Origin of the sequence: Tunturibacter empetritectus, from assembly GCF_040358985.1 — a bacterium.
In the GTDB taxonomy this organism is placed as follows: domain Bacteria; phylum Acidobacteriota; class Terriglobia; order Terriglobales; family Acidobacteriaceae; genus Edaphobacter; species Edaphobacter empetritectus.
Genome location: NZ_CP132932.1, coordinates 2312666 through 2335173 on the forward strand (window position 1 = coordinate 2312666; position 22508 = coordinate 2335173).

General features: G+C 64.2%; 1 protein-coding gene. It reads right to left on the reverse strand.

Going from position 1 to position 22508, the window contains the following annotated elements; all coding sequences use genetic code 11:
* Positions 1–11: 11 nt before the first annotated feature.
* A complete protein-coding gene (locus RBB75_RS09650) occupies positions 12–22130 on the reverse strand; it encodes an MBG domain-containing protein (protein ID WP_353070302.1) in 22119 nt (7372 codons plus the stop codon).
* Positions 22131–22508: the final 378 nt, after the last annotated feature.

Sequence of the window (22508 nt, forward strand, 5' to 3'; positions counted from 1 at the left end):
GCTTGCGCTTTTTACTGTGGGGACTGGTCGATGTGGTAATCCACGTTTACAGTGTGCTGTATTCCGTTGCTGTTGGCGGTTACAACTATCGGGTAGGTGCGGTCGAAGTAACCTGATCCGCAACCGGTGAGTGTTCCGATAGCTCCGAGAGAGGACAGGATGAGCAGCGAGTGGATGATGAGGCGGGTGAGCTTGCGGCTGGAACGACGCGAGTAGCGCAGGCCGAGGAGCGGAAGGAGGAAGAGGCCGAGCGCGATGTGGGAGAGCCGGCGCGAGCGATCCTGTGGCGACTCGAGTGAGGCGAGCTTGCGGGTTGCGACGGTGAGGGTGATGTCGGTTGGGCCGGCGTACTGGGCGATGGTCGAGGGCGAGAAGGTGTAGGTGGCGAGGATGGGGCCGGTCGGGCTGGCAGAGAGGTTGATGACGCCGGGGTAGTATCCGCCGGTGGGAGAGACATGGAAGGTGTACAGGCGGGTGGTGCCGTAGATGCCTTCGACGGTCTGGGCGCTGGTGAGGACGATGGTGAAGTCGAGAGGCGCGACGTTGATGGTGTTCGCACCGGATGCGGCGGAGGCTGTGCTTGAGTTGAAGTTAGCGTCTCCGCTATAGATGGCGGTGATGGTATGGACGCCTACAGAGAGGGCCGTAGTGGAGAAGGTGGCAACGTCGCTGCTGTTGAGGGTAGCTGTGTTGACCTGGTTGCCGTTGTCAAAGAAGGTGACGGTTCCAGTCGGTGTTCCGGAGGTTGTGGAGGCGACGTTGGCAGTAAAGGTGACTGGCAGAGCGAAGACGGTGCTGGTTGTGCTGAGGCTCAGCGTGGTGATGGCGGGTGCCTTGGTGATGGTCAGCATTCCGTTCTGTACGGTCTGGAGGTAGTCGGTGACGTTGGTTCCGGTTGCAGCAGGAATGATGGGGTACTGTCCTGGTTGAGAGAGCGTGCTTGCGGAGTTGGAGAAGATTTCGGTGAAGGTATCGCCATCCAGCGCGCCGGTGATGGTGCCGGTAAAGACGGGGTTGGGCGAGCCGTAGAGCTTGGTGAAGCTGTTGGCGGTGACGATGAGTGTGGCCTGGCTGATGGTGAGGGTCCCGTTGACGTAGACGACGTTGTAGTCGCTGAGGTTGGTGCCGGAGGCTGCGGGGACGATGGGATAGGTTCCGATCGGTGAGGAGATCGTAGCCAGGGTGCTTTCGGTGAGTGTGAAGGTATCGCCGTTGACTGCGCCCACAGCGGTGGCCGTAAAGCCGGGATTCGCTATTCCATATTCGCGGCTCGCGTTGGTGGCGGTGACGGTCAGGGTTGCCTGGGTGACGGTGAGAGTTCCGTTGATGTAGGTCACGCTGTAGTCGCTGAGATTTGTGCCGGTGGCGACAGGCGCGATGGGATAGTTGCCGATCGGGGATGACGGAGTTGCGTTGGTGCTCTCGGTGAGGGTGAAGGTGTCACCATTGACTGCGCCAAGGGCGGTTGCCGAGAAGACGGGGTTTGCAGAGCCGTAGATGCGGCTGGTGCTTCCGGCTGTGACGGTCAGCATTGCCTGGCCGATGGTGAGGGTTCCGTTGGCGTACGTCACGGTGTAGTTGCTGAGGTTTGCCCCGATGGCCGAGGGAACGATCGGATAAGTACCAACGGGCGATGAGGCGGTGGCGATAGTGGTTTCCGTGAAGGTGAAGCTGTCGTTGTTCTCGACTCCCGTAGCCGACGCGGAGAAGGCGGGATTAGGAGATCCGTAGGTGCGGTTTGCGTCAGCGGCTGTGATGGTGAGGTTCGCCTTGCCTACGGTCAGAGTCCCGTTGGTGTAGACGACGTTGTAATCGGCGAGGTTGGTGCCTGTCGCGGTGGGAACGATGGCGTAGGTTCCAACCGGGGACGCGGCGGTTGCAGAGGTGGTTTCGCTGAAGGTGAAGGTGTCACCGTTCTGTGCGCCGGTTGCGGATGCGAAGAATGGCGGGTTCGGAGAACCATAGGTGCGGTTCGCGTCTGCAGCGAGGACGTTGAGGGTGGCTTGGGTTACTGTGAGGGTTCCGTTGTCATAGATGACGTTGTAGTCGCTGAGGTTGGTGCCAGAGGCCAGGGGAACGATGGCGTAAGTTCCGACAGGGGAGGTCGCGGTGGCGGTGGTGCTCTCCGTGAAGGTGAAGGTGTCACCGTTGACTGCGCCAGCCGCAGTGGCGGAGAAGGTTGGGTTCGCGGCGCCGTATGTTCTGCTAGCGCTTGTGGCTGTGACGGTGAGAGTAACTTGAGTGACGGTGAGTGTCCCGTTGGTGTAGACGACGTTGTAGTCGTTGATGTTGGCGCCTGTTGCGGTGGGAACGATGGCGTAGGTTCCAACAGGGGACGCGGCGGTTGCAGAGGTTGTTTCGCTGAAGGTGAAGGTGTCGCCGTTCTGCGCGCCGGTGGCGGAAGCGTTGAAGGTTGGGTTCGCTGCACCGTAAGCGCGGCTGGCGTCGGCTGCGGTGACGGTCAAGGTTGCCTTGCCGATGGTGAGAGTTCCGTTGACGTAGGTTACGTTGTAGTCGCTGATGTTGGCGCCTGCGGCTACAGGGATGATGGCGTAGGTGCCGGGGGCGGACGCTATGGTCGCCGGAGTGCTTTCGGTGAAGGTGAAGGTATCCCCGTTCTGCGCGCCGGTGGCGGAGGCAGAGAAGGCTGGGTTTGGCGTTCCGTAGGTACGGTTGGCGTCGGCTGCGGTAACGGTCAGGCTTGCCTTGCCGATGGTGAGCGTGCCGTTGTTGTATACGACGGTGTAGTTGGCGATATTGGCGCCACTGGCTACCGGGATGATGGCGTAGGTGCCAGGGGCGGACGCTATGGTTGCCGGGGTGCTTTCGGTGAAGGTGAAGGTATCGCCGTTCTGTGCCCCGGTTGCGGAGGCAGAGAAGGCTGGGTTTGGCGTTCCGTAGGTGCGGTTGGCATCAGCTGCAGTGACGGTCAGCGTTGCTTTCGTGACGGTGAGGGTTCCGTTGACGTATACGACGGTGTAGTTGGCGATATTGGCGCCAGTGGCTACCGGGATGATGGCGTAGGTGCCAGGAGCGGACGCTACGGTTGCTGGGGTGCTTTCGGTGAAGGTGAAGGTGTCACCATTCTGAGCACCGGCCGCTGTTGCGGAGAAGGTTGGGTTCGGAGCGCCGTAGGCTCGACTGGCGCTGGCTGCTGTAACAGTCAGTGTGGCCTGGCCGATCGAGAGAGTTCCATTGACGTAGACGACGGTATAGTTCGAAAGATTTGCCCCGGCGGCAGAGGGAACGATGGGATAGTTGCCGACTGGTGAACTCGCCGTGGCAGAGGTGCTTTCGGTGAAGGTGAAGGTGTCGCCGTTCTGCGCGCCGGCTGCTGTTGCGGAGAAGGCTGGGTTCGCTGCCCCGTAAGCGCGGCTGGCGTCAGCTGCGGTGACGGTCAGCGTGGCTTTGCCGATGGTGAGCGTTCCGTTGACGTATACGACTGTGTAGTCGTTGATATTGGCGCCCGAGGCGACGGGAACGATCGGATAGGTGCCGGGAGCTGAACTTGTGGTGGCTGAGGTGCTCTCGGTGAAGGTGAAAGTGTCGCCGTTCTGTGCACCGGTTGCGGTGGCGGAGAAGGCGGGATTGGTTACACCGTAGGCTCGGCTGGCGTCAGCTGCGGTGACGGTCAGAGTCGCCTTGCCGATGGTGAGGGTCCCGTTGTTGTAGGTGACCGTGTAGTTGCTGAGGTTGGCGCCTGTGGCGACGGGAACGATCGCGTAAGTGCCCGGAGGCGAACTGACGATTGCGGAGGTGCTTTCGGTGAAGGTGAAGGTGTCGCCGTTCTGCGCGCCGGTGGCGGATGCGGAGAAGGCGGGATTGGCTACACCGTAGGTGCGGTTAGCATCGGCTGCCGTGACGGTCAAAGTCGCCTTATTGATCGTAAGGGTTCCGTTGACGTAGACGACGTTGTAGTTGCCGATGTTGGTGCCGGTGGCAGCGGGGACGATTGGATACGTGCCTGCAGAGGAGGAGGTGGTGGCCGTGGTGGTTTCGGTGAAGGTGAAGGTGTCGCTGTTCTGTGCGCCGCTGGCGGAGGCGGAGAAGGTGGGGTTGGCTGCGCCGTAGGCTCGAGTGGCGCTGGCGGCGGTGACGGTGAGCGTGGCCTGGCCGACGGTCAGCGTTCCGTTGACGTAGACGACGTTGTAGTTCGCGATATTCGTGCCGGATGCTGAGGGAACGATGGGGTAGTTTCCGACAGATGAAGTGGTGGTGGCCGTGGTGGTTTCGGCAAAGGTGAAGGTATCGCCATTGGCTGCGCCGGTTGCGGATGCGGAGAACGTCGGGTTGGCGGCGCCGTAAGCCCTGGTGGCGTTAGCGGCGGTGACGGTGAGCGTAGCCTGGCCGACGGTAAGGGTTCCGTTGACGTAGACGACGTTGTAGTTCGCGATATTCGTGCCGGATGCGACGGGGATGATGGGATAGGTGCCGACGGGGGATGAGGTGGTGGCGGGAGTGCTTTCGGTAAAGGTGAAGGTGTCGCCGCTAACTGCGCCGGTTGCGGATGCGGAGAACGTCGGGTTGGCGGCTCCGAAGGCGCGATTAGCGTCGGCGGCGGTGACGGTGAGTGTGGCCTGGGTGATGGTGAGTGTTCCATTGACGTAGACGACGTTGTAGTCGGAGAGATTGGCTCCGCTAGCGACTGGGACGATGGAGTAGATTCCAGTGGGCGAAGCGGAAGTGGCGGTGGTGGTCTCGGTGAAGGTGAAGGTGTCACCGTTCTGCGCGCCGGCTGCGGATGCAGAGAAGGTTGGGTTGTTGGCGCCGTAGGCTCGGGTGGCGTTCGCGGCGGTGACGGTCAGAGTCACTTTGCCGACAGTGAGAGTTCCGTTGGTGACATTGACGGTGTAGTTCGACAGAGCGGTGCCGACTGGGGCAGGAACGATGGGGTAGGTTCCTGCGGGAGAGCTGGTGATGGCGGTTGTTGAGAAGCTCTCGGTGAAAGTGTCGCTATTGACTGCGCCGGTAATGGCTCCGGTAAATGTTGGGTTGGCACTGCCATAGGCGCGGGTGGCGTTGTTGGCGGTGACGGTGAGGACGGCGGGGGTGACGGTGATCTGGGCGGAGGCGGTCTGGCCGGCGTAGTCGGTGGTGTCGGTGGGGGTGAAGGTGGCGGTGACGGTGACGGCTGGGCCTACGGGGAGGACTCCGGCAGGGCTATAGGAGAAGCTGCCGGGGATGGAGGCGGTGGCCTTGATGCCGGTGGTGCCGCCGATGGCGGTGCCGTAGACGATGGACTGGTTGGCCCAGGTGATGGTGTAGCTGGATCCGGTGGCCTGGGTGATGGTGAGGGTTCCCGGGGCGTAGAGGAAGGTGTAGTTCTTGGCGGCGAGGGTTCCTGCGGCGGCGGTGATGGGGTAGGAGCCAACGGGGGAGGTGGCGGTGTCGGTGGAGGTGAGCGAGGCGGCTCCGGTGACCGCGGTAGCCAGGGTGTCGCCGTTGACCAGGCCGGTGATGCTATCGGTGTAGGTGGGGTCCGCCTGACCGAAGGCGCGGGTGGCGTTGTTGGCGGTGACGGTGAGGACGGCGGGGGTGACGGTGATCTGGGCGGAGGCGGTCTGGCCGGCGTAGTCGGTGGTGTCGGTGGGGGTGAAGGTGGCGGTGACGGTGACGGCTGGGCCTACGGGGAGGACTCCGGCAGGGCTATAGGAGAAGCTGCCCGGGATGGAGGCGGTGGCCTTGATGCCGGTGGTGCCGCCGATGGCGGTGCCGTAGACGATGGACTGGTTGGCCCAGGTGATGGTGTAGCTGGATCCGGTGGCCTGGGTGATGGTGAGGGTTCCGGGGTTGAAGGTGAAGGTGTAGTTCTTGGCGGCGAGGGTTCCTGCGGCTGCGGTGATGGGGTAGGAGCCAACGGGGGAGGTGGCGGTGTCGCTGGAGGTGAGCGAGGCGGAGCCGGTGACCGCGGTAGCCAGGGTGTCGCCGTTGACCAGGCCGGTGATGCTATCGGTGTAGGCGGGGTCCGCCTGACCATAGGCGCGGGTGGCGTTGTTGGCGGTGACGGTGAGGACAGCCGGGGTGACGGTGATCTGGGCGGAGGCGGTCTGGCCGGCGTAGTCGGTGGTGTCGGTGGGGGTGAAGGTGGCGGTGACGGTGACGGCTGGGCCTACGGGGAGGACTCCGGCGGGGCTATAGGAGAAGCTGCCGGGGATGGAGGCGGTGGCCTTGATGCCGGTGGTGCCGCCGATGGCGGTGCCGTAGACGATGGACTGGTTGGCCCAGGTGATGGTGTAGCTGGATCCGGTGGCCTGGGTGATGGTGAGGGTTCCCGGGGCGTAGAGGAAGGTGTAGTTCTTGGCGGCGAGGGTTCCTGCGGCGGCGGTGATGGGGTAGGAGCCTACCGGGGAGGTGGCGGTGTCGCTGGAGGTGAGCGAGGCGGAGCCGGTGACCGCGGTAGCCAGGGTGTCGCCGTTGACCAGGCCGGTGATGCTATCGGTGTAGGTGGGGTCCGCCTGACCGTAGGCGCGGGTGGCGTTGTTGGCGGTGACGGTGAGGACGGCGGGGGTGACGGTGATCTGGGCGGAGGCGGTCTGGCCGGCGTAGTCGGTGGTGTCGGTGGGGGTGAAGGTGGCGGTGACGGTGACGGCTGGGCCTACGGGGAGGACTCCGGCAGGGCTATAGGAGAAGCTGCCGGGGATGGAGGCGGTGGCCTTGATGCCGGTGGCGCCGCCGATGGCGGTACCGTAGACGATGGACTGGTTGGCCCAGGTGATGGTGTAGCTGGATCCGGTGGCCTGGGTGATGGTGAGGGTTCCCGGGGCGTAGAGGAAGGTGTAGTTCTTGGCGGCGAGGGTTCCTGCGGCTGCGGTGATGGGGTAGGAGCCAACGGGGGAGGTGGCGGTGTCGCTGGAGGTGAGCGAGGCGGAGCCGGTGACCGCGGTAGCCAGGGTGTCGCCGTTGACCAGGCCGGTGATGCTATCGGTGTAGGTGGGGTCCGCCTGACCGTAGGCGCGGGTGGCGTTGTTGGCGGTGACGGTGAGGACGGCGGGGGTGACGGTGATCTGGGCGGAGGCGGTCTGGCCGGCGTAGTCGGTGGTGTCGGTGGGGGTGAAGGTGGCGGTGACGGTGACGGCTGGGCCTACGGGGAGGACTCCGGCAGGGCTATAGGAGAAGCTGCCCGGGATGGAGGCGGTGGCCTTGATGCCGGTGGTGCCGCCGATGGCGGTGCCGTAGACGATGGACTGGTTGGCCCAGGTGATGGTGTAGCTGGATCCGGTGGCCTGGGTGATGGTGAGGGTTCCCGGGGCGTAGAGGAAGGTGTAGTTCTTGGCGGCGAGGGTTCCTGCGGCTGCGGTGATGGGGTAGGAGCCAACGGGGGAGGTGGCGGTGTCGCTGGAGGTGAGCGAGGCGGCTCCGGTGACCGCGGTAGCCAGGGTGTCGCCGTTGACCAGGCCGGTGATGCTATCGGTGTAGGTGGGGTCCGCCTGACCGAAGGCGCGGGTGGCGTTGTTGGCGGCGACGGTGAGGACGGCGGGGGTGACGGTGATCTGGGCGGAGGCGGTCTGGCCGGCGTAGTCGGTGGTGTCGGTGGGGGTGAAGGTGGCGGTGACGGTGACGGCTGGGCCTACGGGGAGGACTCCGGCAGGGCTATAGGAGAAGCTGCCCGGGATGGAGGCGGTGGCCTTGATGCCGGTGGTGCCGCCGATGGCGGTGCCGTAGACGATGGACTGGTTGGCCCAGGTGATGGTGTAGCTGGATCCGGTGGCCTGGGTGATGGTGAGGGTTCCCGGGGCGTAGAGGAAGGTGTAGTTCTTGGCGGCGAGGGTTCCTGCGGCGGCGGTGATGGGGTAGGAGCCAACGGGGGAGGTGGCGGTGTCGGTGGAGGTGAGCGAGGCGGCTCCGGTGACCGCGGTAGCCAGGGTGTCGCCGTTGACCAGGCCGGTGATGCTATCGGTGTAGGTGGGGTCCGCCTGACCGTAGGCGCGGGTGGCGTTGTTGGCGGTGACGGTGAGGACGGCGGGGGTGACGGTGATCTGGGCGGAGGCGGTCTGGCCGGCGTAGTCGGTGGTGTCGGTGGGGGTGAAGGTGGCGGTGACGGAGACGGCTGGGCCTACGGGGAGGACTCCGGCAGGGCTATAGGAGAAGCTGCCGGGGATGGAGGCGGTGGCCTTGATGCCGGTGGTGCCGCCGATGGCGGTGCCGTAGACGATGGACTGGTTGGCCCAGGTGATGGTGTAGCTGGATCCGGTGGCCTGGGTGATGGTGAGGGTTCCCGGGGCGTAGAGGAAGGTGTAGTTCTTGGCGGCGAGGGTTCCTGCGGCTGCGGTGATGGGGTAGGAGCCAACGGGGGAGGTGGCGGTGTCGCTGGAGGTGAGCGAGGCGGCTCCGGTGACCGCGGTAGCCAGGGTGTCGCCGTTGACCAGGCCGGTGATGCTATCGGTGTAGGCGGGGTCCGCCTGACCATAGGCGCGGGTGGCGTTGTTGGCGGTGACGGTGAGGACAGCCGGGGTGACGGTGATCTGGGCGGAGGCGGTCTGGCCGGCGTAGTCGGTGGTGTCGGTGGGGGTGAAGGTGGCGGTGACGGTGACGGCTGGGCCTACGGGGAGGACTCCGGCGGGGCTATAGGAGAAGCTGCCGGGGATGGAGGCGGTGGCCTTGATGCCGGTGGTGCCGCCGATGGCGGTGCCGTAGACGATGGACTGGTTGGCCCAGGTGATGGTGTAGCTGGATCCGGTGGCCTGGGTGATGGTGAGGGTTCCCGGGGCGTAGAGGAAGGTGTAGTTCTTGGCGGCGAGGGTTCCTGCGGCGGCGGTGATGGGGTAGGAGCCTACCGGGGAGGTGGCGGTGTCGCTGGAGGTGAGCGAGGCGGCTCCGGTGACCGCGGTAGCCAGGGTGTCGCCGTTGACCAGGCCGGTGATGCTATCGGTGTAGGTGGGGTCCGCCTGACCGTAGGCGCGGGTGGCGTTGTTGGCGGTGACGGTGAGGACAGCCGGGGTGACGGTGATCTGGGCGGAGGCGGTCTGGCCGGCGTAGTCGGTGGTGTCGGTGGGGGTGAAGGTGGCGGTGACGGTGACGGCTGGGCCTACGGGGAGGACTCCGGCAGGGCTATAGGAGAAGCTGCCGGGGATGGAGGCGGTGGCCTTGATGCCGGTGGCGCCGCCGATGGCGGTACCGTAGACGATGGACTGGTTGGCCCAGGTGATGGTGTAGCTGGATCCGGTGGCCTGGGTGATGGTGAGGGTTCCGGGGTTGAAGGTGAAGGTGTAGTTCTTGGCGGCGAGGGTTCCTGCGGCTGCGGTGATGGGGTAGGAGCCAACGGGGGAGGTGGCGGTGTCGGTGGAGGTGAGCGAGGCGGAGCCGGTGACCGCGGTAGCCAGGGTGTCGCCGTTGACCAGGCCGGTGATGCTATCGGTGTAGGTGGGGTCCGCCTGACCGTAGGCGCGGGTGGCGTTGTTGGCGGTGACGGTGAGGACGGCGGGGGTGACGGTGATCTGGGCGGAGGCGGTCTGGCCGGCGTAGTCGGTGGTGTCGGTGGGGGTGAAGGTGGCGGTGACGGTGACGGCTGGGCCTACGGGGAGGACTCCGGCAGGGCTATAGGAGAAGCTGCCGGGGATGGAGGCGGTGGCCTTGATGCCGGTGGCGCCGCCGATGGCGGTACCGTAGACGATGGACTGGTTGGCCCAGGTGATGGTGTAGCTGGATCCGGTGGCCTGGGTGATGGTGAGGGTTCCCGGGGCGTAGAGGAAGGTGTAGTTCTTGGCGGCGAGGGTTCCTGCGGCGGCGGTGATGGGGTAGGAGCCAACGGGGGAGGTGGCGGTGTCGGTGGAGGTGAGCGAGGCGGAGCCGGTGACCGCGGTAGCCAGGGTGTCGCCGTTGACCAGGCCGGTGATGCTATCGGTGTAGGTGGGGTCCGCCTGACCGTAGGCGCGGGTGGCGTTGTTGGCGGTGACGGTGAGGACGGCGGGGGTGACGGTGATCTGGGCGGAGGCGGTCTGGCCGGCGTAGTCGGTGGTGTCGGTGGGGGTGAAGGTGGCGGTGACGGAGACGGCTGGGCCTACGGGGAGGACTCCGGCAGGGCTATAGGAGAAGCTGCCGGGGATGGAGGCGGTGGCCTTGATGCCGGTGGTGCCGCCGATGGCGGTACCGTAGACGATGGACTGGTTGGCCCAGGTGATGGTGTAGCTGGATCCGGTGGCCTGGGTGATGGTGAGGGTTCCGGGGTTGAAGGTGAAGGTGTAGTTCTTGGCGGCGAGGGTTCCTGCGGCTGCGGTGATGGGGTAGGAGCCAACGGGGGAGGTGGCGGTGTCGCTGGAGGTGAGCGAGGCGGCTCCGGTGACCGCGGTAGCCAGGGTGTCGCCGTTGACCAGGCCGGTGATGCTATCGGTGTAGGCGGGGTCCGCCTGACCATAGGCGCGGGTGGCGTTGTTGGCGGTGACGGTGAGGACAGCCGGGGTGACGGTGATCTGGGCGGAGGCGGTCTGGCCGGCGTAGTCGGTGGTGTCGGTGGGGGTGAAGGTGGCGGTGACGGTGACGGCTGGGCCTACGGGGAGGACTCCGGCAGGGCTATAGGAGAAGCTGCCCGGGATGGAGGCGGTGGCCTTGATGCCGGTGGCGCCGCCGATGGCGGTGCCGTAGACGATGGACTGGTTGGCCCAGGTGATGGTGTAGCTGGATCCGGTGGCCTGGGTGATGGTGAGGGTTCCGGGGTTGTAGGTGAAGGTGTAGTTCTTGGCGGCGAGGGTTCCTGCGGCTGCGGTGATGGGGTAGGAGCCAACGGGGGAGGTGGCGGTGTCGCTGGAGGTGAGCGAGGCGGAGCCGGTGACCGCGGTAGCCAGGGTGTCGCCGTTGACCAGGCCGGTGATGCTATCGGTGTAGGCGGGGTCAGCGGCTCCGTAGGCGCGGGTGACGTTGCTGGCGGTGACGGTGAGGACGGCGGGGGTGACGGTGATCTGGGCGGTGGCGGTCTGGCCGGCGTAGTCGGTGGTGTCGGTGGGGGTGAAGGTGGCGGTGACGGAGACGGCTGGGCCTACGGGGAGGACTCCGGCAGGGCTATAGGAGAAGCTGCCGGGGATGGAGGCGGTGGCCTTGATGCCGGTGGCGCCGCCGATGGCGGTGCCGTAGACGATGGACTGGTTGGCCCAGGTGATGGTGTAGCTGGATCCGGTGGCCTGGGTGATGGTGAGGGTTCCGGGGTTGAAGGTGAAGGTGTAGTTCTTGGCGGCGAGGGTTCCTGCGGCGGCGGTGATGGGGTAGGAGCCTACCGGGGAGGTGGCGGTGTCGCTGGAGGTGAGCGAGGCGGAGCCGGTGACCGCGGTAGCCAGGGTGTCGCCGTTGACCAGGCCGGTGATGCTATCGGTGTAGGCGGGGTCCGCCTGACCGTAGGCGCGGGTGGCGTTGTTGGCGGTGACGGTGAGGACGGCGGGGGTGACGGGGATCTGGGCGGAGGCGGTCTGGCCGGCGTAGTCGGTGGTGTCGGTGGGGGTGAAGGTGGCGGTGACGGAGACGGCTGGGCCTACGGGGAGGACTCCGGCAGGGCTATAGGAGAAGCTGCCGGGGATGGAGGCGGTGGCCTTGATGCCGGTGGCGCCGCCGATGGCGGTACCGTAGACGATGGACTGGTTGGCCCAGGTGATGGTGTAGCTGGATCCGGTGGCCTGGGTGATGGTGAGGGTTCCCGGGGCGTAGAGGAAGGTGTAGTTCTTGGCGGCGAGGGTTCCTGCGGCGGCGGTGATGGGGTAGGAGCCAACGGGGGAGGTGGCGGTGTCGGTGGAGGTGAGCGAGGCGGAGCCGGTGACCGCGGTAGCCAGGGTGTCGCCGTTGACCAGGCCGGTGATGCTATCGGTGTAGGTGGGGTCCGCCTGACCGTAGGCGCGGGTGGCGTTGTTGGCGGTGACGGTGAGGACGGCGGGGGTGACGGTGATCTGGGCGGAGGCGGTCTGGCCGGCGTAGTCGGTGGTGTCGGTGGGGGTGAAGGTGGCGGTGACGGAGACGGCTGGGCCTACGGGGAGGACTCCGGCAGGGCTATAGGAGAAGCTGCCGGGGATGGAGGCGGTGGCCTTGATGCCGGTGGCGCCGCCGATGGCGGTGCCGTAGACGATGGACTGGTTGGCCCAGGTGATGGTGTAGCTGGATCCGGTGGCCTGGGTGATGGTGAGGGTTCCGGGGTTGAAGGTGAAGGTGTAGTTCTTGGCGGCGAGGGTTCCTGCGGCTGCGGTGATGGGGTAGGAGCCAACGGGGGAGGTGGCGGTGTCGCTGGAGGTGAGCGAGGCGGAGCCGGTGACCGCGGTAGCCAGGGTGTCGCCGTTGACCAGGCCGGTGATGCTATCGGTGTAGGCGGGGTCCGCCTGACCATAGGCGCGGGTGGCGTTGCTGGCGGCGACGGTGAGGACAGCCGGGGTGACGGTGATCTGGGCGGAGGCGGTCTGGCCGGCGTAGTCGGTGGTGTCGGTGGGGGTGAAGGTGGCGGTGACGGTGACGGCTGGGCCTACGGGGAGGACTCCGGCAAGGCTATAGGAGAAGCTGCCCGGGATGGAGGCGGTGGCCTTGATGCCGGTGGCGCCGCCGATGGCGGTACCGTAGACGATGGACTGGTTGGCCCAGGTGATGGTGTAGCTGGATCCGGTGGCCTGGGTGATGGTGAGGGTTCCGGGGTTGAAGGTGAAGGTGTAGTTCTTGGCGGCGAGGGTTCCTGCGGCTGCGGTGATGGGGTAGGAGCCAACGGGGGAGGTGGCGGTGTCGCTGGAGGTGAGCGAGGCGGAGCCGGTGACCGCGGTAGCCAGGGTGTCGCCGTTGACCAGGCCGGTGATGCTATCGGTGTAGGCGGGGTCCGCCTGACCATAGGCGCGGGTGGCGTTGTTGGCGGTGACGGTGAGGACAGCCGGGGTGACGGTGATCTGGGCGGAGGCGGTCTGGCCGGCGTAGTCGGTGGTGTCGGTGGGGGTGAAGGTGGCGGTGACGGTGACGGCTGGGCCTACGGGGAGGACTCCGGCGGGGCTATAGGAGAAGCTGCCGGGGATGGAGGCGGTGGCCTTGATGCCGGTGGTGCCGCCGATGGCGGTGCCGTAGACGATGGACTGGTTGGCCCAGGTGATGGTGTAGCTGGATCCGGTGGCCTGGGTGATGGTGAGGGTTCCCGGGGCGTAGAGGAAGGTGTAGTTCTTGGCGGCGAGGGTTCCTGCGGCGGCGGTGATGGGGTAGGAGCCTACCGGGGAGGTGGCGGTGTCGCTGGAGGTGAGCGAGGCGGAGCCGGTGACCGCGGTAGCCAGGGTGTCGCCGTTGACCAGGCCGGTGATGCTATCGGTGTAGGTGGGGTCCGCCTGACCGTAGGCGCGGGTGGCGTTGTTGGCGGTGACGGTGAGGACGGCGGGGGTGACGGTGATCTGGGCGGAGGCGGTCTGGCCGGCGTAGTCGGTGGTGTCGGTGGGGGTGAAGGTGGCGGTGACGGTGACGGCTGGGCCTACGGGGAGGACTCCGGCAGGGCTATAGGAGAAGCTGCCGGGGATGGAGGCGGTGGCCTTGATGCCGGTGGCGCCGCCGATGGCGGTACCGTAGACGATGGACTGGTTGGCCCAGGTGATGGTGTAGCTGGATCCGGTGGCCTGGGTGATGGTGAGGGTTCCCGGGGCGTAGAGGAAGGTGTAGTTCTTGGCGGCGAGGGTTCCTGCGGCGGCGGTGATGGGGTAGGAGCCAACGGGGGAGGTGGCGGTGTCGGTGGAGGTGAGCGAGGCGGCTCCGGTGACCGCGGTAGCCAGGGTGTCGCCGTTGACCAGGCCGGTGATGCTATCGGTGTAGGTGGGGTCCGCCTGACCGTAGGCGCGGGTGGCGTTGTTGGCGGTGACGGTGAGGACGGCGGGGGTGACGGTGATCTGGGCGGAGGCGGTCTGGCCGGCGTAGTCGGTGGTGTCGGTGGGGGTGAAGGTGGCGGTGACGGAGACGGCTGGGCCTACGGGGAGGACTCCGGCAGGGCTATAGGAGAAGCTGCCCGGGATGGAGGCGGTGGCCTTGATGCCGGTGGCGCCGCCGATGGCGGTGCCGTAGACGATGGACTGGTTGGCCCAGGTGATGGTGTAGCTGGATCCGGTGGCCTGGGTGATGGTGAGGGTTCCCGGGGCGTAGAGGAAGGTGTAGTTCTTGGCGGCGAGGGTTCCTGCGGCTGCGGTGATGGGGTAGGAGCCAACGGGGGAGGTGGCGGTGTCGCTGGAGGTGAGCGAGGCGGAGCCGGTGACCGCGGTAGCCAGGGTGTCGCCGTTGACCAGGCCGGTGATGCTATCGGTGTAGGTGGGGTCCGCCTGACCGTAGGCGCGGGTGGCGTTGCTGGCGGTGACGGTGAGGACGGCGGGGGTGACGGTGATCTGGGCGGAGGCGGTCTGGCCGGCGTAGTCGGTGGTGTCGGTGGGGGTGAAGGTGGCGGTGACGGTGACGGCTGGGCCTACGGGGAGGACTCCGGCAGGGCTATAGGAGAAGCTGCCCGGGATGGAGGCGGTGGCCTTGATGCCGGTGGCGCCGCCGATGGCGGTGCCGTAGACGATGGACTGGTTGGCCCAGGTGATGGTGTAGCTGGATCCGGTGGCCTGGGTGATGGTGAGGGTTCCGGGGTTGAAGGTGAAGGTGTAGTTCTTGGCGGCGAGGGTTCCTGCGGCTGCGGTGATGGGGTAGGAGCCAACGGGGGAGGTGGCGGTGTCGCTGGAGGTGAGCGAGGCGGCTCCGGTGACCGCGGTAGCCAGGGTGTCGCCGTTGACCAGGCCGGTGATGCTATCGGTGTAGGTGGGGTCCGCCTGACCGTAGGCGCGGGTGGCGTTGCTGGCGGCGACGGTGAGGACAGCCGGGGTGACGGTGATCTGGGCGGAGGCGGTCTGGCCGGCGTAGTCGGTGGTGTCGGTGGGGGTGAAGGTGGCGGTGACGGAGACGGCTGGGCCTACGGGGAGGACTCCGGCAGGGCTATAGGAGAAGCTGCCCGGGATGGAGGCGGTGGCCTTGATGCCGGTGGCGCCGCCGATGGCGGTGCCGTAGACGATGGACTGGTTGGCCCAGGTGATGGTGTAGCTGGATCCGGTGGCCTGGGTGATGGTGAGGGTTCCCGGGGCGTAGAGGAAGGTGTAGTTCTTGGCGGCGAGGGTTCCTGCGGCGGCGGTGATGGGGTAGGAGCCTACCGGGGAGGTGGCGGTGTCGGTGGAGGTGAGCGAGGCGGCTCCGGTGACCGCGGTAGCCAGGGTGTCGCCGTTGACCAGGCCGGTGATGCTATCGGTGTAGGTGGGGTCCGCCTGACCGTAGGCGCGGGTGGCGTTGTTGGCGGTGACGGTGAGGACGGCGGGGGTGACGGTGATCTGGGCGGAGGCGGTCTGGCCGGCGTAGTCGGTGGTGTCGGTGGGGGTGAAGGTGGCGGTGACGGTGACGGCTGGGCCTACGGGGAGGACTCCGGCAGGGCTATAGGAGAAGCTGCCGGGGATGGAGGCGGTGGCCTTGATGCCGGTGGCGCCTCCGATGGCGGTACCGTAGACGATGGACTGGCTGGCCCAGGTGATGGTGTAGCTTCCCTTGTTGATGGTGAGGGAGCCGTTGACGTAGGTGAAGGTGTAGTTGGTGGAGGCGAGTGTGCCTGGTGCGGCAGTGATGGTGTAAGTGTTAGCGGCTGCGGGAGCTGCCGGGGTGGTGGTCAAGGACGGAGCGCCGGTGGTGGCTGAGGCAGCGGTGTCACCGTTGACGAAGCCGGTGATGGTTGCCGTATAGGTTGGGTCGGCGGTGCCGTAGGTAATGGTGTAGCTGTTGGCGGTGACCGTGAGGTTGACTGCAGTGACAGTGAGGGTTCCGTTGACGTAGACGACGTTGTAATTGCCGATGTTGGTGCCCGAAGCAGTAGGAACGATATTGTAGGTTCCGGCTGGGCTGGTCGTCGTGGCGGTGGTGGTCTCGGAGAAGGTGAAGGTATCACCGCTCGCGGCGCCTGTGGCGGTTGCGGAGAAGGTTGGATTCGCTGCTCCGTAGGCGCGGGTGGCGTTGCCTGCGGTGACGGTGAGAGTGCCCTTGGTGATGGTGAGGGTTCCGGGGGCGTAGGTGAAGGTGTAGTTCGTAGAGGCGAGGGTTCCCGCTGCAGCGGTGATGGTGTAGGTGTTAGCGGCTGATGGGGCTGCGGGGGTAGTGGTGAGGGATGGAGTGCCAGTGGTGGCTGTGGCAGTCGTGTCTCCGTTGACGAAGCCGGTGATCGTGGCGGTGTAGGTCGGATCTGTGGTGCCGTATGGGATGGTGTAGCTGTTCGCCGTTACCGTGAGGCTGGCCTTGGTGACGGTGAGGGTTCCGTTGATGTAGACGACGTTGTAGTTTGCGAGGTTGGTGCCTGAGGCAGTCGGAACGATGTTGTAGGGGCCGGCTGGCGAGGTCGCGGTGGCGGTGGTGGTCTCGGAGAAGGTGAAGGAGTCACCGTTTACAGCGCCGGTGGCGGAGGCGGTGAAGGGTGGGTTAGCTTGTCCGTATACGCGGGTGGCGTTGCCGGCGGTGACGGTGAGAGTGCCCTTGGTGATGGTGAGGGTTCCAGGGGCGTAGGTGAAGGTGTAGTTCGTAGAGGCGAGGGTCCCGGGTGCAGCGGTGATGGTGTAGGTATTCGGAGCAGAGGGAGCCGCGGGATTGGTGGTCAGAGACGGAGTGCCGGTGGTGGCTGTGGCAGCGGTGTCGCCGTTGACGAAGCCGGTAATGGTTGCGGTGTAGGCCGGGTCTGCGGTGCCGTAGGGGATGGTGTAGCTGCTGGCGGTGACCGTGAGGTTAGCCGCGGTGACGGTGAGGGTGCCGTTGACGTAGACGACGTTGTAGTTGGCGAGGTTGGTGCCTGAGGCGGTGGGGACGATGTTGTAGGGACCCACTGGCGAGGTGGCGGTGGCGGCGGTGGTCTCTGAGAAGGTGAAGCTGTCACCATTCATGGCGCCAGTGGCGGAGGCGGTGAACGTGGGGTTAGCTGCGCCGTAAACGCGGGTGGCATTGCCTGCGGTGACGGTGAGAGTGCCCTTGGTGATGGTGAGGGAGCCGGCGACGTAGGTGAAGCTGTAGTTCGTGGAGGCGAGGGTTCCCGGTGCAGCGGTAATGGTGTAGGTGTTCGGAGCCGAGGGAGCCGCTGGGGTGGTTGTCAGCGACGGAGTGCCGGTGGTGGCGGTGGCGGTGGTGTCTCCGTTGACGAAGCCGGTGATCGTGGCGGCATAGGTTGGGTCAGCGGTGCCATACGGGATCGTGTAGCTGCTGGCTGTTACGACGAGGGGGGCCTTGGTGACGGTGAGGGTTCCGTTGATGTAGGTGACGTTGTAGTTTGCGAGGTTGGTGCCTGAGGCAGTCGGAACGATGTTGTAGGGGCCGACTGGGCTGGTCGCGGTGGCGGTGGTGGTCTCAGCGAAGGTGAAGGTATCGCTGTTCACGGCTCCGGTCGCGGTGGCGGAGAAGGTGGGATTAGCCGATCCGTAAACGCGGGTGGCGTTGCCGGCGGTGACGGTGAGAGTGCCCTTGGTGATGGTGAGGGTTCCGGGGGCGTAGGTGAAGGTGTAGTTCGTAGAGGCGAGGGTCCCGGGTGCAGCGGTGATGGTGTAGGTGTTCGGAGCCGAGGGAGCCGCGGGATTGGTGGTCAGAGACGGAGTGCCGGTGGTGGAGTTGGCTTGCGTGTCGCCAGTGGCGAAGCCTGTGATGGTGGCCGCGTATGCGGGGTCAGCCGTGCCATACGGGATGGTGTAGCTGCTGGCAGTAACCGTCAGGTTGCGTTGATTGACGATTATTTGAACGGAAGCAGTTGCCGTGGTGTAGTCGGTGGTGTCAGTCGGAGTAAAGGTGACGGTGAGGGTTTGGGGGCCGGCAGGGAGTACGGTGCCCGCGGCTGGGCTGTAAGAGAAGGTACCTGGGATCGACCCGGAGACGGTAGCGTTCAGCTGGCCCGTGCTGCTTTGGACGAGGGCCGTACCATACGTGATGTTGGCCGGGTTCGACCAGTTGATCCCCGGTGTGGCTTTCGTGATGGTGAGCGATCCGGTGGCGAAGGTCAGACTATAGTTTGAGGACGCGAGGGAGCCGGTGGCGGGCGTGATGGTGTAGGTGCCTGCGGCTGTGGGAGCTGCCGGGGTCGTCGTCAGAGAAGGATTTCCGGTGAAGGCTGTCGCGGCGGTGTCGCCGTTGACGTAGCCCGTGACCGAGTAGGTATAGGGGGGAACTGCCGTTCCGTAGACCACAGTCTCATTGTTGGCGGTGAAGAGAAGCGCCTGTTTGGTGACGACGAGGTTGACGGTCTTTGTTGCTGTCCCGAAGTTCGGGTTGGTCGGGGTAAACACAACTTTGAGTGGAATGGTACCGACCGCAGGAACCACTCCGGCAGCCGGAGTGTAGGCGTAGGTGCCTGGCACTACCGTTGGAGTAGACGATGTGTTGAGTCCCATCGCCACAATGACGACGTTGCGATTGTTCGGGAGGGTGATGCTTTGTACGGTCCTCGTGTTATCGAGGGCTATTTGATATCCGTACAGGTCGGCTTGTTGCCCTGTTACTCGACCTCCGCTGCCATTGTTGTAGTATCCGGTGACCGCAACAAAGGATTCGCCAGGGTAACCTTGATTAACCAGCCAACTGCTGAGGCTGATCTTTGTGGTTGCGGTGGTGCCATCCGTATAGGTAATTGTGAAAGGCTGTGCGGTCTGTCCCCCTGTGGTCGCCGCACCAATCAGTGACAAGCTAACAAAATTCCCTTGAGGCAAGGCAATCGTCGTGCTCGTGACGGCATCCGGAACATTCGCGGGACCTAGTGCATACGTCTGCCCGTTCCACACAACGGAAGAGCCAAGGAGGGTGGCTGAGTAGGCATTTCCACCGTTATCGAAGCCTCCAGTAGAGAAGGTCGATCCATCGGTCTCAAAGGCGTTGACGCGATAGTAGGACGAGAGCGAAACGGAGGTCGTTCCTGGTGTTGTCTGTGCGACTGCATTAAGTTGTGTCGCACTGAGTGCTGTTCCGTAGACGATGGGTGCGGGCGTAGGCCAGACCAGCGTTGTGGCGTTCGAGGGATTAACGAGTAGTTGCACACTCGCGGAAGCGCCCGTGTAATCGGTCTGGTCCGTGGGAGTGAATGTGGCTGAAAGAGTATTTTCTCCAGTTGGAAGTACCGCGCCCAGAGCTGGGTTGTAGACCAGCGCGCCTGGCACCGGCGGGGAGACAAGATCCATGGCGAGGATCGAGACATCTCCTGGTCCCTGCCATGCGGGGAGCGTGACACTCTGAACAATCTTTGAGCTATTAAGCGGGATCTGATAGCCATAGACGCAGGTCAAGTGGGCGTCCTGGCCACCAGTGGAGGTGTTGCGGAACGGGACGCAGGTGACTTCCGTTTCGCCAGGCCAGTTCAACGGATAGACCCAGTCGCTCAGGCTCTGCGTATAGGTCGAGGTTGTTCCGTCGGTATACGTTATGATGAATGGGTTCGCCGCGGTCGTGTTGTTGACCATCGCGCCAAGCATATTGAGGCTGGCGTAGTATCCAGCCGGAAGAGGGATGGTCACGGTCGTTCCTGTGCTGCTTAGACCGGCGACTCCATCGAGTGCGTTGGCGGGTCCCAACTGGTAGGTGATGTTGTTCCAGGTGACGGACGTTCCCAGCAGATTCGACGAGTAAGCATTCCCGCTTTGATCAAAGCCACTGGCAAAGTGCGTGCCATTGCTGTAGATCGCGTTGATGTTGTAGTACGAGGTCAACGGGACCGGCGTGTAGACAGCCACCGTCGCGTCGAGCTGGATATTGCTCAACGGCGTGGGATAGGTTATGGCCGCGGGCGAGGGCCAACTGATCTGAGGATTCGCTGGGTTTACCGTGAGGGTGACAGTGGTGGTCAACGGAGTGTAGTTCGTGTTGCTCGGAGTGAAGGTGGCAGTCAGCGTATAGTTGCCGACTGCGAGCAGGGTGTAAGGAGCTGGATTGTAGGAGAAGGTTCCGGGTGCCGTCGTCGTAGCGTTGAGTTGTGTAGAGGACAGCAGGGTGCCATAGCTGATGGCCGCTGGAGTAGCCCAGATGATGACTGGAGTTGCCGGACCCACGGTTATGACGAGAGGGGTAACAGCGGCGCTGGCGACAAAATTAGTGTCGCCCGAGTAGGACGCCGTGATGTTGTTCACGCCGATTGTGAGGCTTGCAGTGGACAACGTCGCGACGCCGCCGGACACGGTGATGGCGGTGCCAAGGGTGTTGCCGTTGTCTTTGAAGGTGACGGTTCCACCCGGAGTCAGCGCTCCCACCAAAGAAGGCTGAATCATTGCAGTGATGACGATCTGTTGACCAAAAGCCGGCGCTGAGTTGGTGGCGCTGAGCAGGGTCGAGGTAGAGATCTTCGTCGCTGCCAGGGACAGGGTGGCGGACTTGCTTGCGGCAAAGTCCAGATTAGTCGGGAAGGAAGCAAGGATATTGTGGTTGCCGCTGCCGGGAATGGTGACGCCGGTGAAAGAGACACTCGCCGTGTCGGTGACCTGATTGAGCAAAATGCTCACGCTCTTGCTGCCGTTGTTGGCGATTGCGAGGTCACTGGTACCGTCGCCATTAAAGTCTGCCGAGGCGACGGCGATAGGGGTCTTCGCTACGGTAGGAGTCGTCGGCGTCTGAAAGGTGAAGTCACCGTTTCCAAGGAACAGACTCGCTGTGGTCTGTCCGGAGTTGGCAACAGCGAGGTCGACATTTCCATCGGCGTTGAAGTCTCCTGCGACGATCGAGGTGGGGGTGGTTCCGGTGGAAAGCAAGGTAGCCTGCACGGCGAAGGCGCCTGCTCCGTTGCCGCGGAAGATCCCGATCTTCTTTGTGCTGCTGTAGGTCACCGCAAGGTCCAGTTTGCCATCGCCATTGATATCCGCGGCAACGAGCGAGTTAGGAGCGGTTCCATTTCCGGTGGAGATTGGCGACCCTGTGGCCTGGGTGAAGCTGCTGCCGTTTCCGTTGCCGAGCATGACGCTGATGGTGTTGCTCGATTTGTTAGTAACGGCAAAGTCAAGATTGCCGCCGGCGTTAAAGTAGCCAGCGACGATCGCGGTTGGATTGGTTCCGACGTTGACTTGAGAGACGTTCGCAGCAGGAAATGCGCCGGACCCATCTCCCAGCATGATGTCCACGACACCGTTTACCGGGACCAGATCAAGAAGCGTGGCGCTCTGGGCTACCGCGAGGTCAGGCTTTCCGTCTCCGTCGAAGTCTCCAACTACCAACGAGGTTGGGGTGGTGACTTCGAGGAAGACGCCTGGGATGGAATAGGTTGAAGGGGCGCTGAATGTACCGTTAATTCCACCGAGATAGATGGCGACGGCTCCGTCTGCGCTGTTGACGACAGCCAGATCGAGTTTGCCATCCTGATTAAAGTCGGCTGCGACGATGGCGACGGGACCGTTGCCGGTAGTCAGCTTGGTTGGGGAAGCGGTGAACCCGCCTGCACCGTCACCGAAGAGAATCCAGACAGTTCTATCGTTGCTGTTCAGAACTGCGAGATCGATGAAGCCATCGCCGTTGAAGTCGCCAGAAGCGATGCTCTGAGGGCCGCTGCCTACCGTTACCGGCGAAGTGCTGCCCGCTACAGTCTGCTGCCCGGACACGCCTGAGCCAAGGGCAGGAGGGGGAGTGACGATGAGATAGTTGGCGTTTGACGTGTCCAGGAGGGAGATATTTCCGACGGGGAAGCTGTTGGTGCTCCCTGTTCCTGTCACGGTTGCGGTAAGCGAAAACGGTGGAGTGGTTCCGGCCGAGGTCTGAACGAGACTGGTGGTTGTGGGATAAGTTCCTGTAATAGTTACACTTTGAACATCAGACGAAGACGAATAGGCCTGGATCGCACCGAAGACCGCCATGATGGAGTGACTGCCAACTCCGCCAAACTCCTGCTGCAAAACGGCGGTGCCCGACACGGATTGCACCTGGACGCTGCCAAGTACTCTGCTGATGCTGTTGTAGGTGTCCAGGAAGGTAACTACTCCGCCTGAGACCGGTGTCGCACCCGCTTTGACCGTCGCCGTCATGGCCAGTACGGATCCGTTCGCGGCGCTAATCGGCGTCACCGAGAGCGACGTCGTCGTGGCACTCTGGGCAAACGCAAGAGAAGCAGACATCGCCAAAGAGAAAGCCGTCAAAGCCGTGAAAGACTTTGAGAAGGAACGGAAGCTGGACTTGACGATTGCCAGGCAGCTTTTGACTTTGGCGCGGTGTGACGACATGCTTATCTCCGTGACGACTAGTGACGTGACAAGAAGCTTCCAGGCAGACAGGTGCGCCTTACGCAGAAGGGTGGGTGGATGGTGGCCACTTTCGACTCCTGCGCTGGTTTTCTGCTAAGAACTTCCTGAGGCGAGAACTATGTTGGTACTGCTAGGACCCCGAAGAGACCAGGAACTCTCGTGACGCTCTCATCAGGCCTGCATCTTCGCTGATAGAGAATGGAACTGCATGAGAGAGTTATTGGCCTCCTTTGCTCCTCACTAGCATCACTTAGCCGAGGCTTCTCATCCATAGTCCAAAGGTGGCAGCATAAACCCCGCAAAATGCAGGCATTTTTACCCAAAACATGGAAATGTTTCCAGCTACTGACACAGAAG

Coding starts and splice junctions, on each gene's coding strand:
- RBB75_RS09650 (WP_353070302.1), bottom strand. CDS start 22,130: ATGTCGTCACACCGCGCCAAAGTCAAAAGCTGCCTGGCAATCGTCAAG.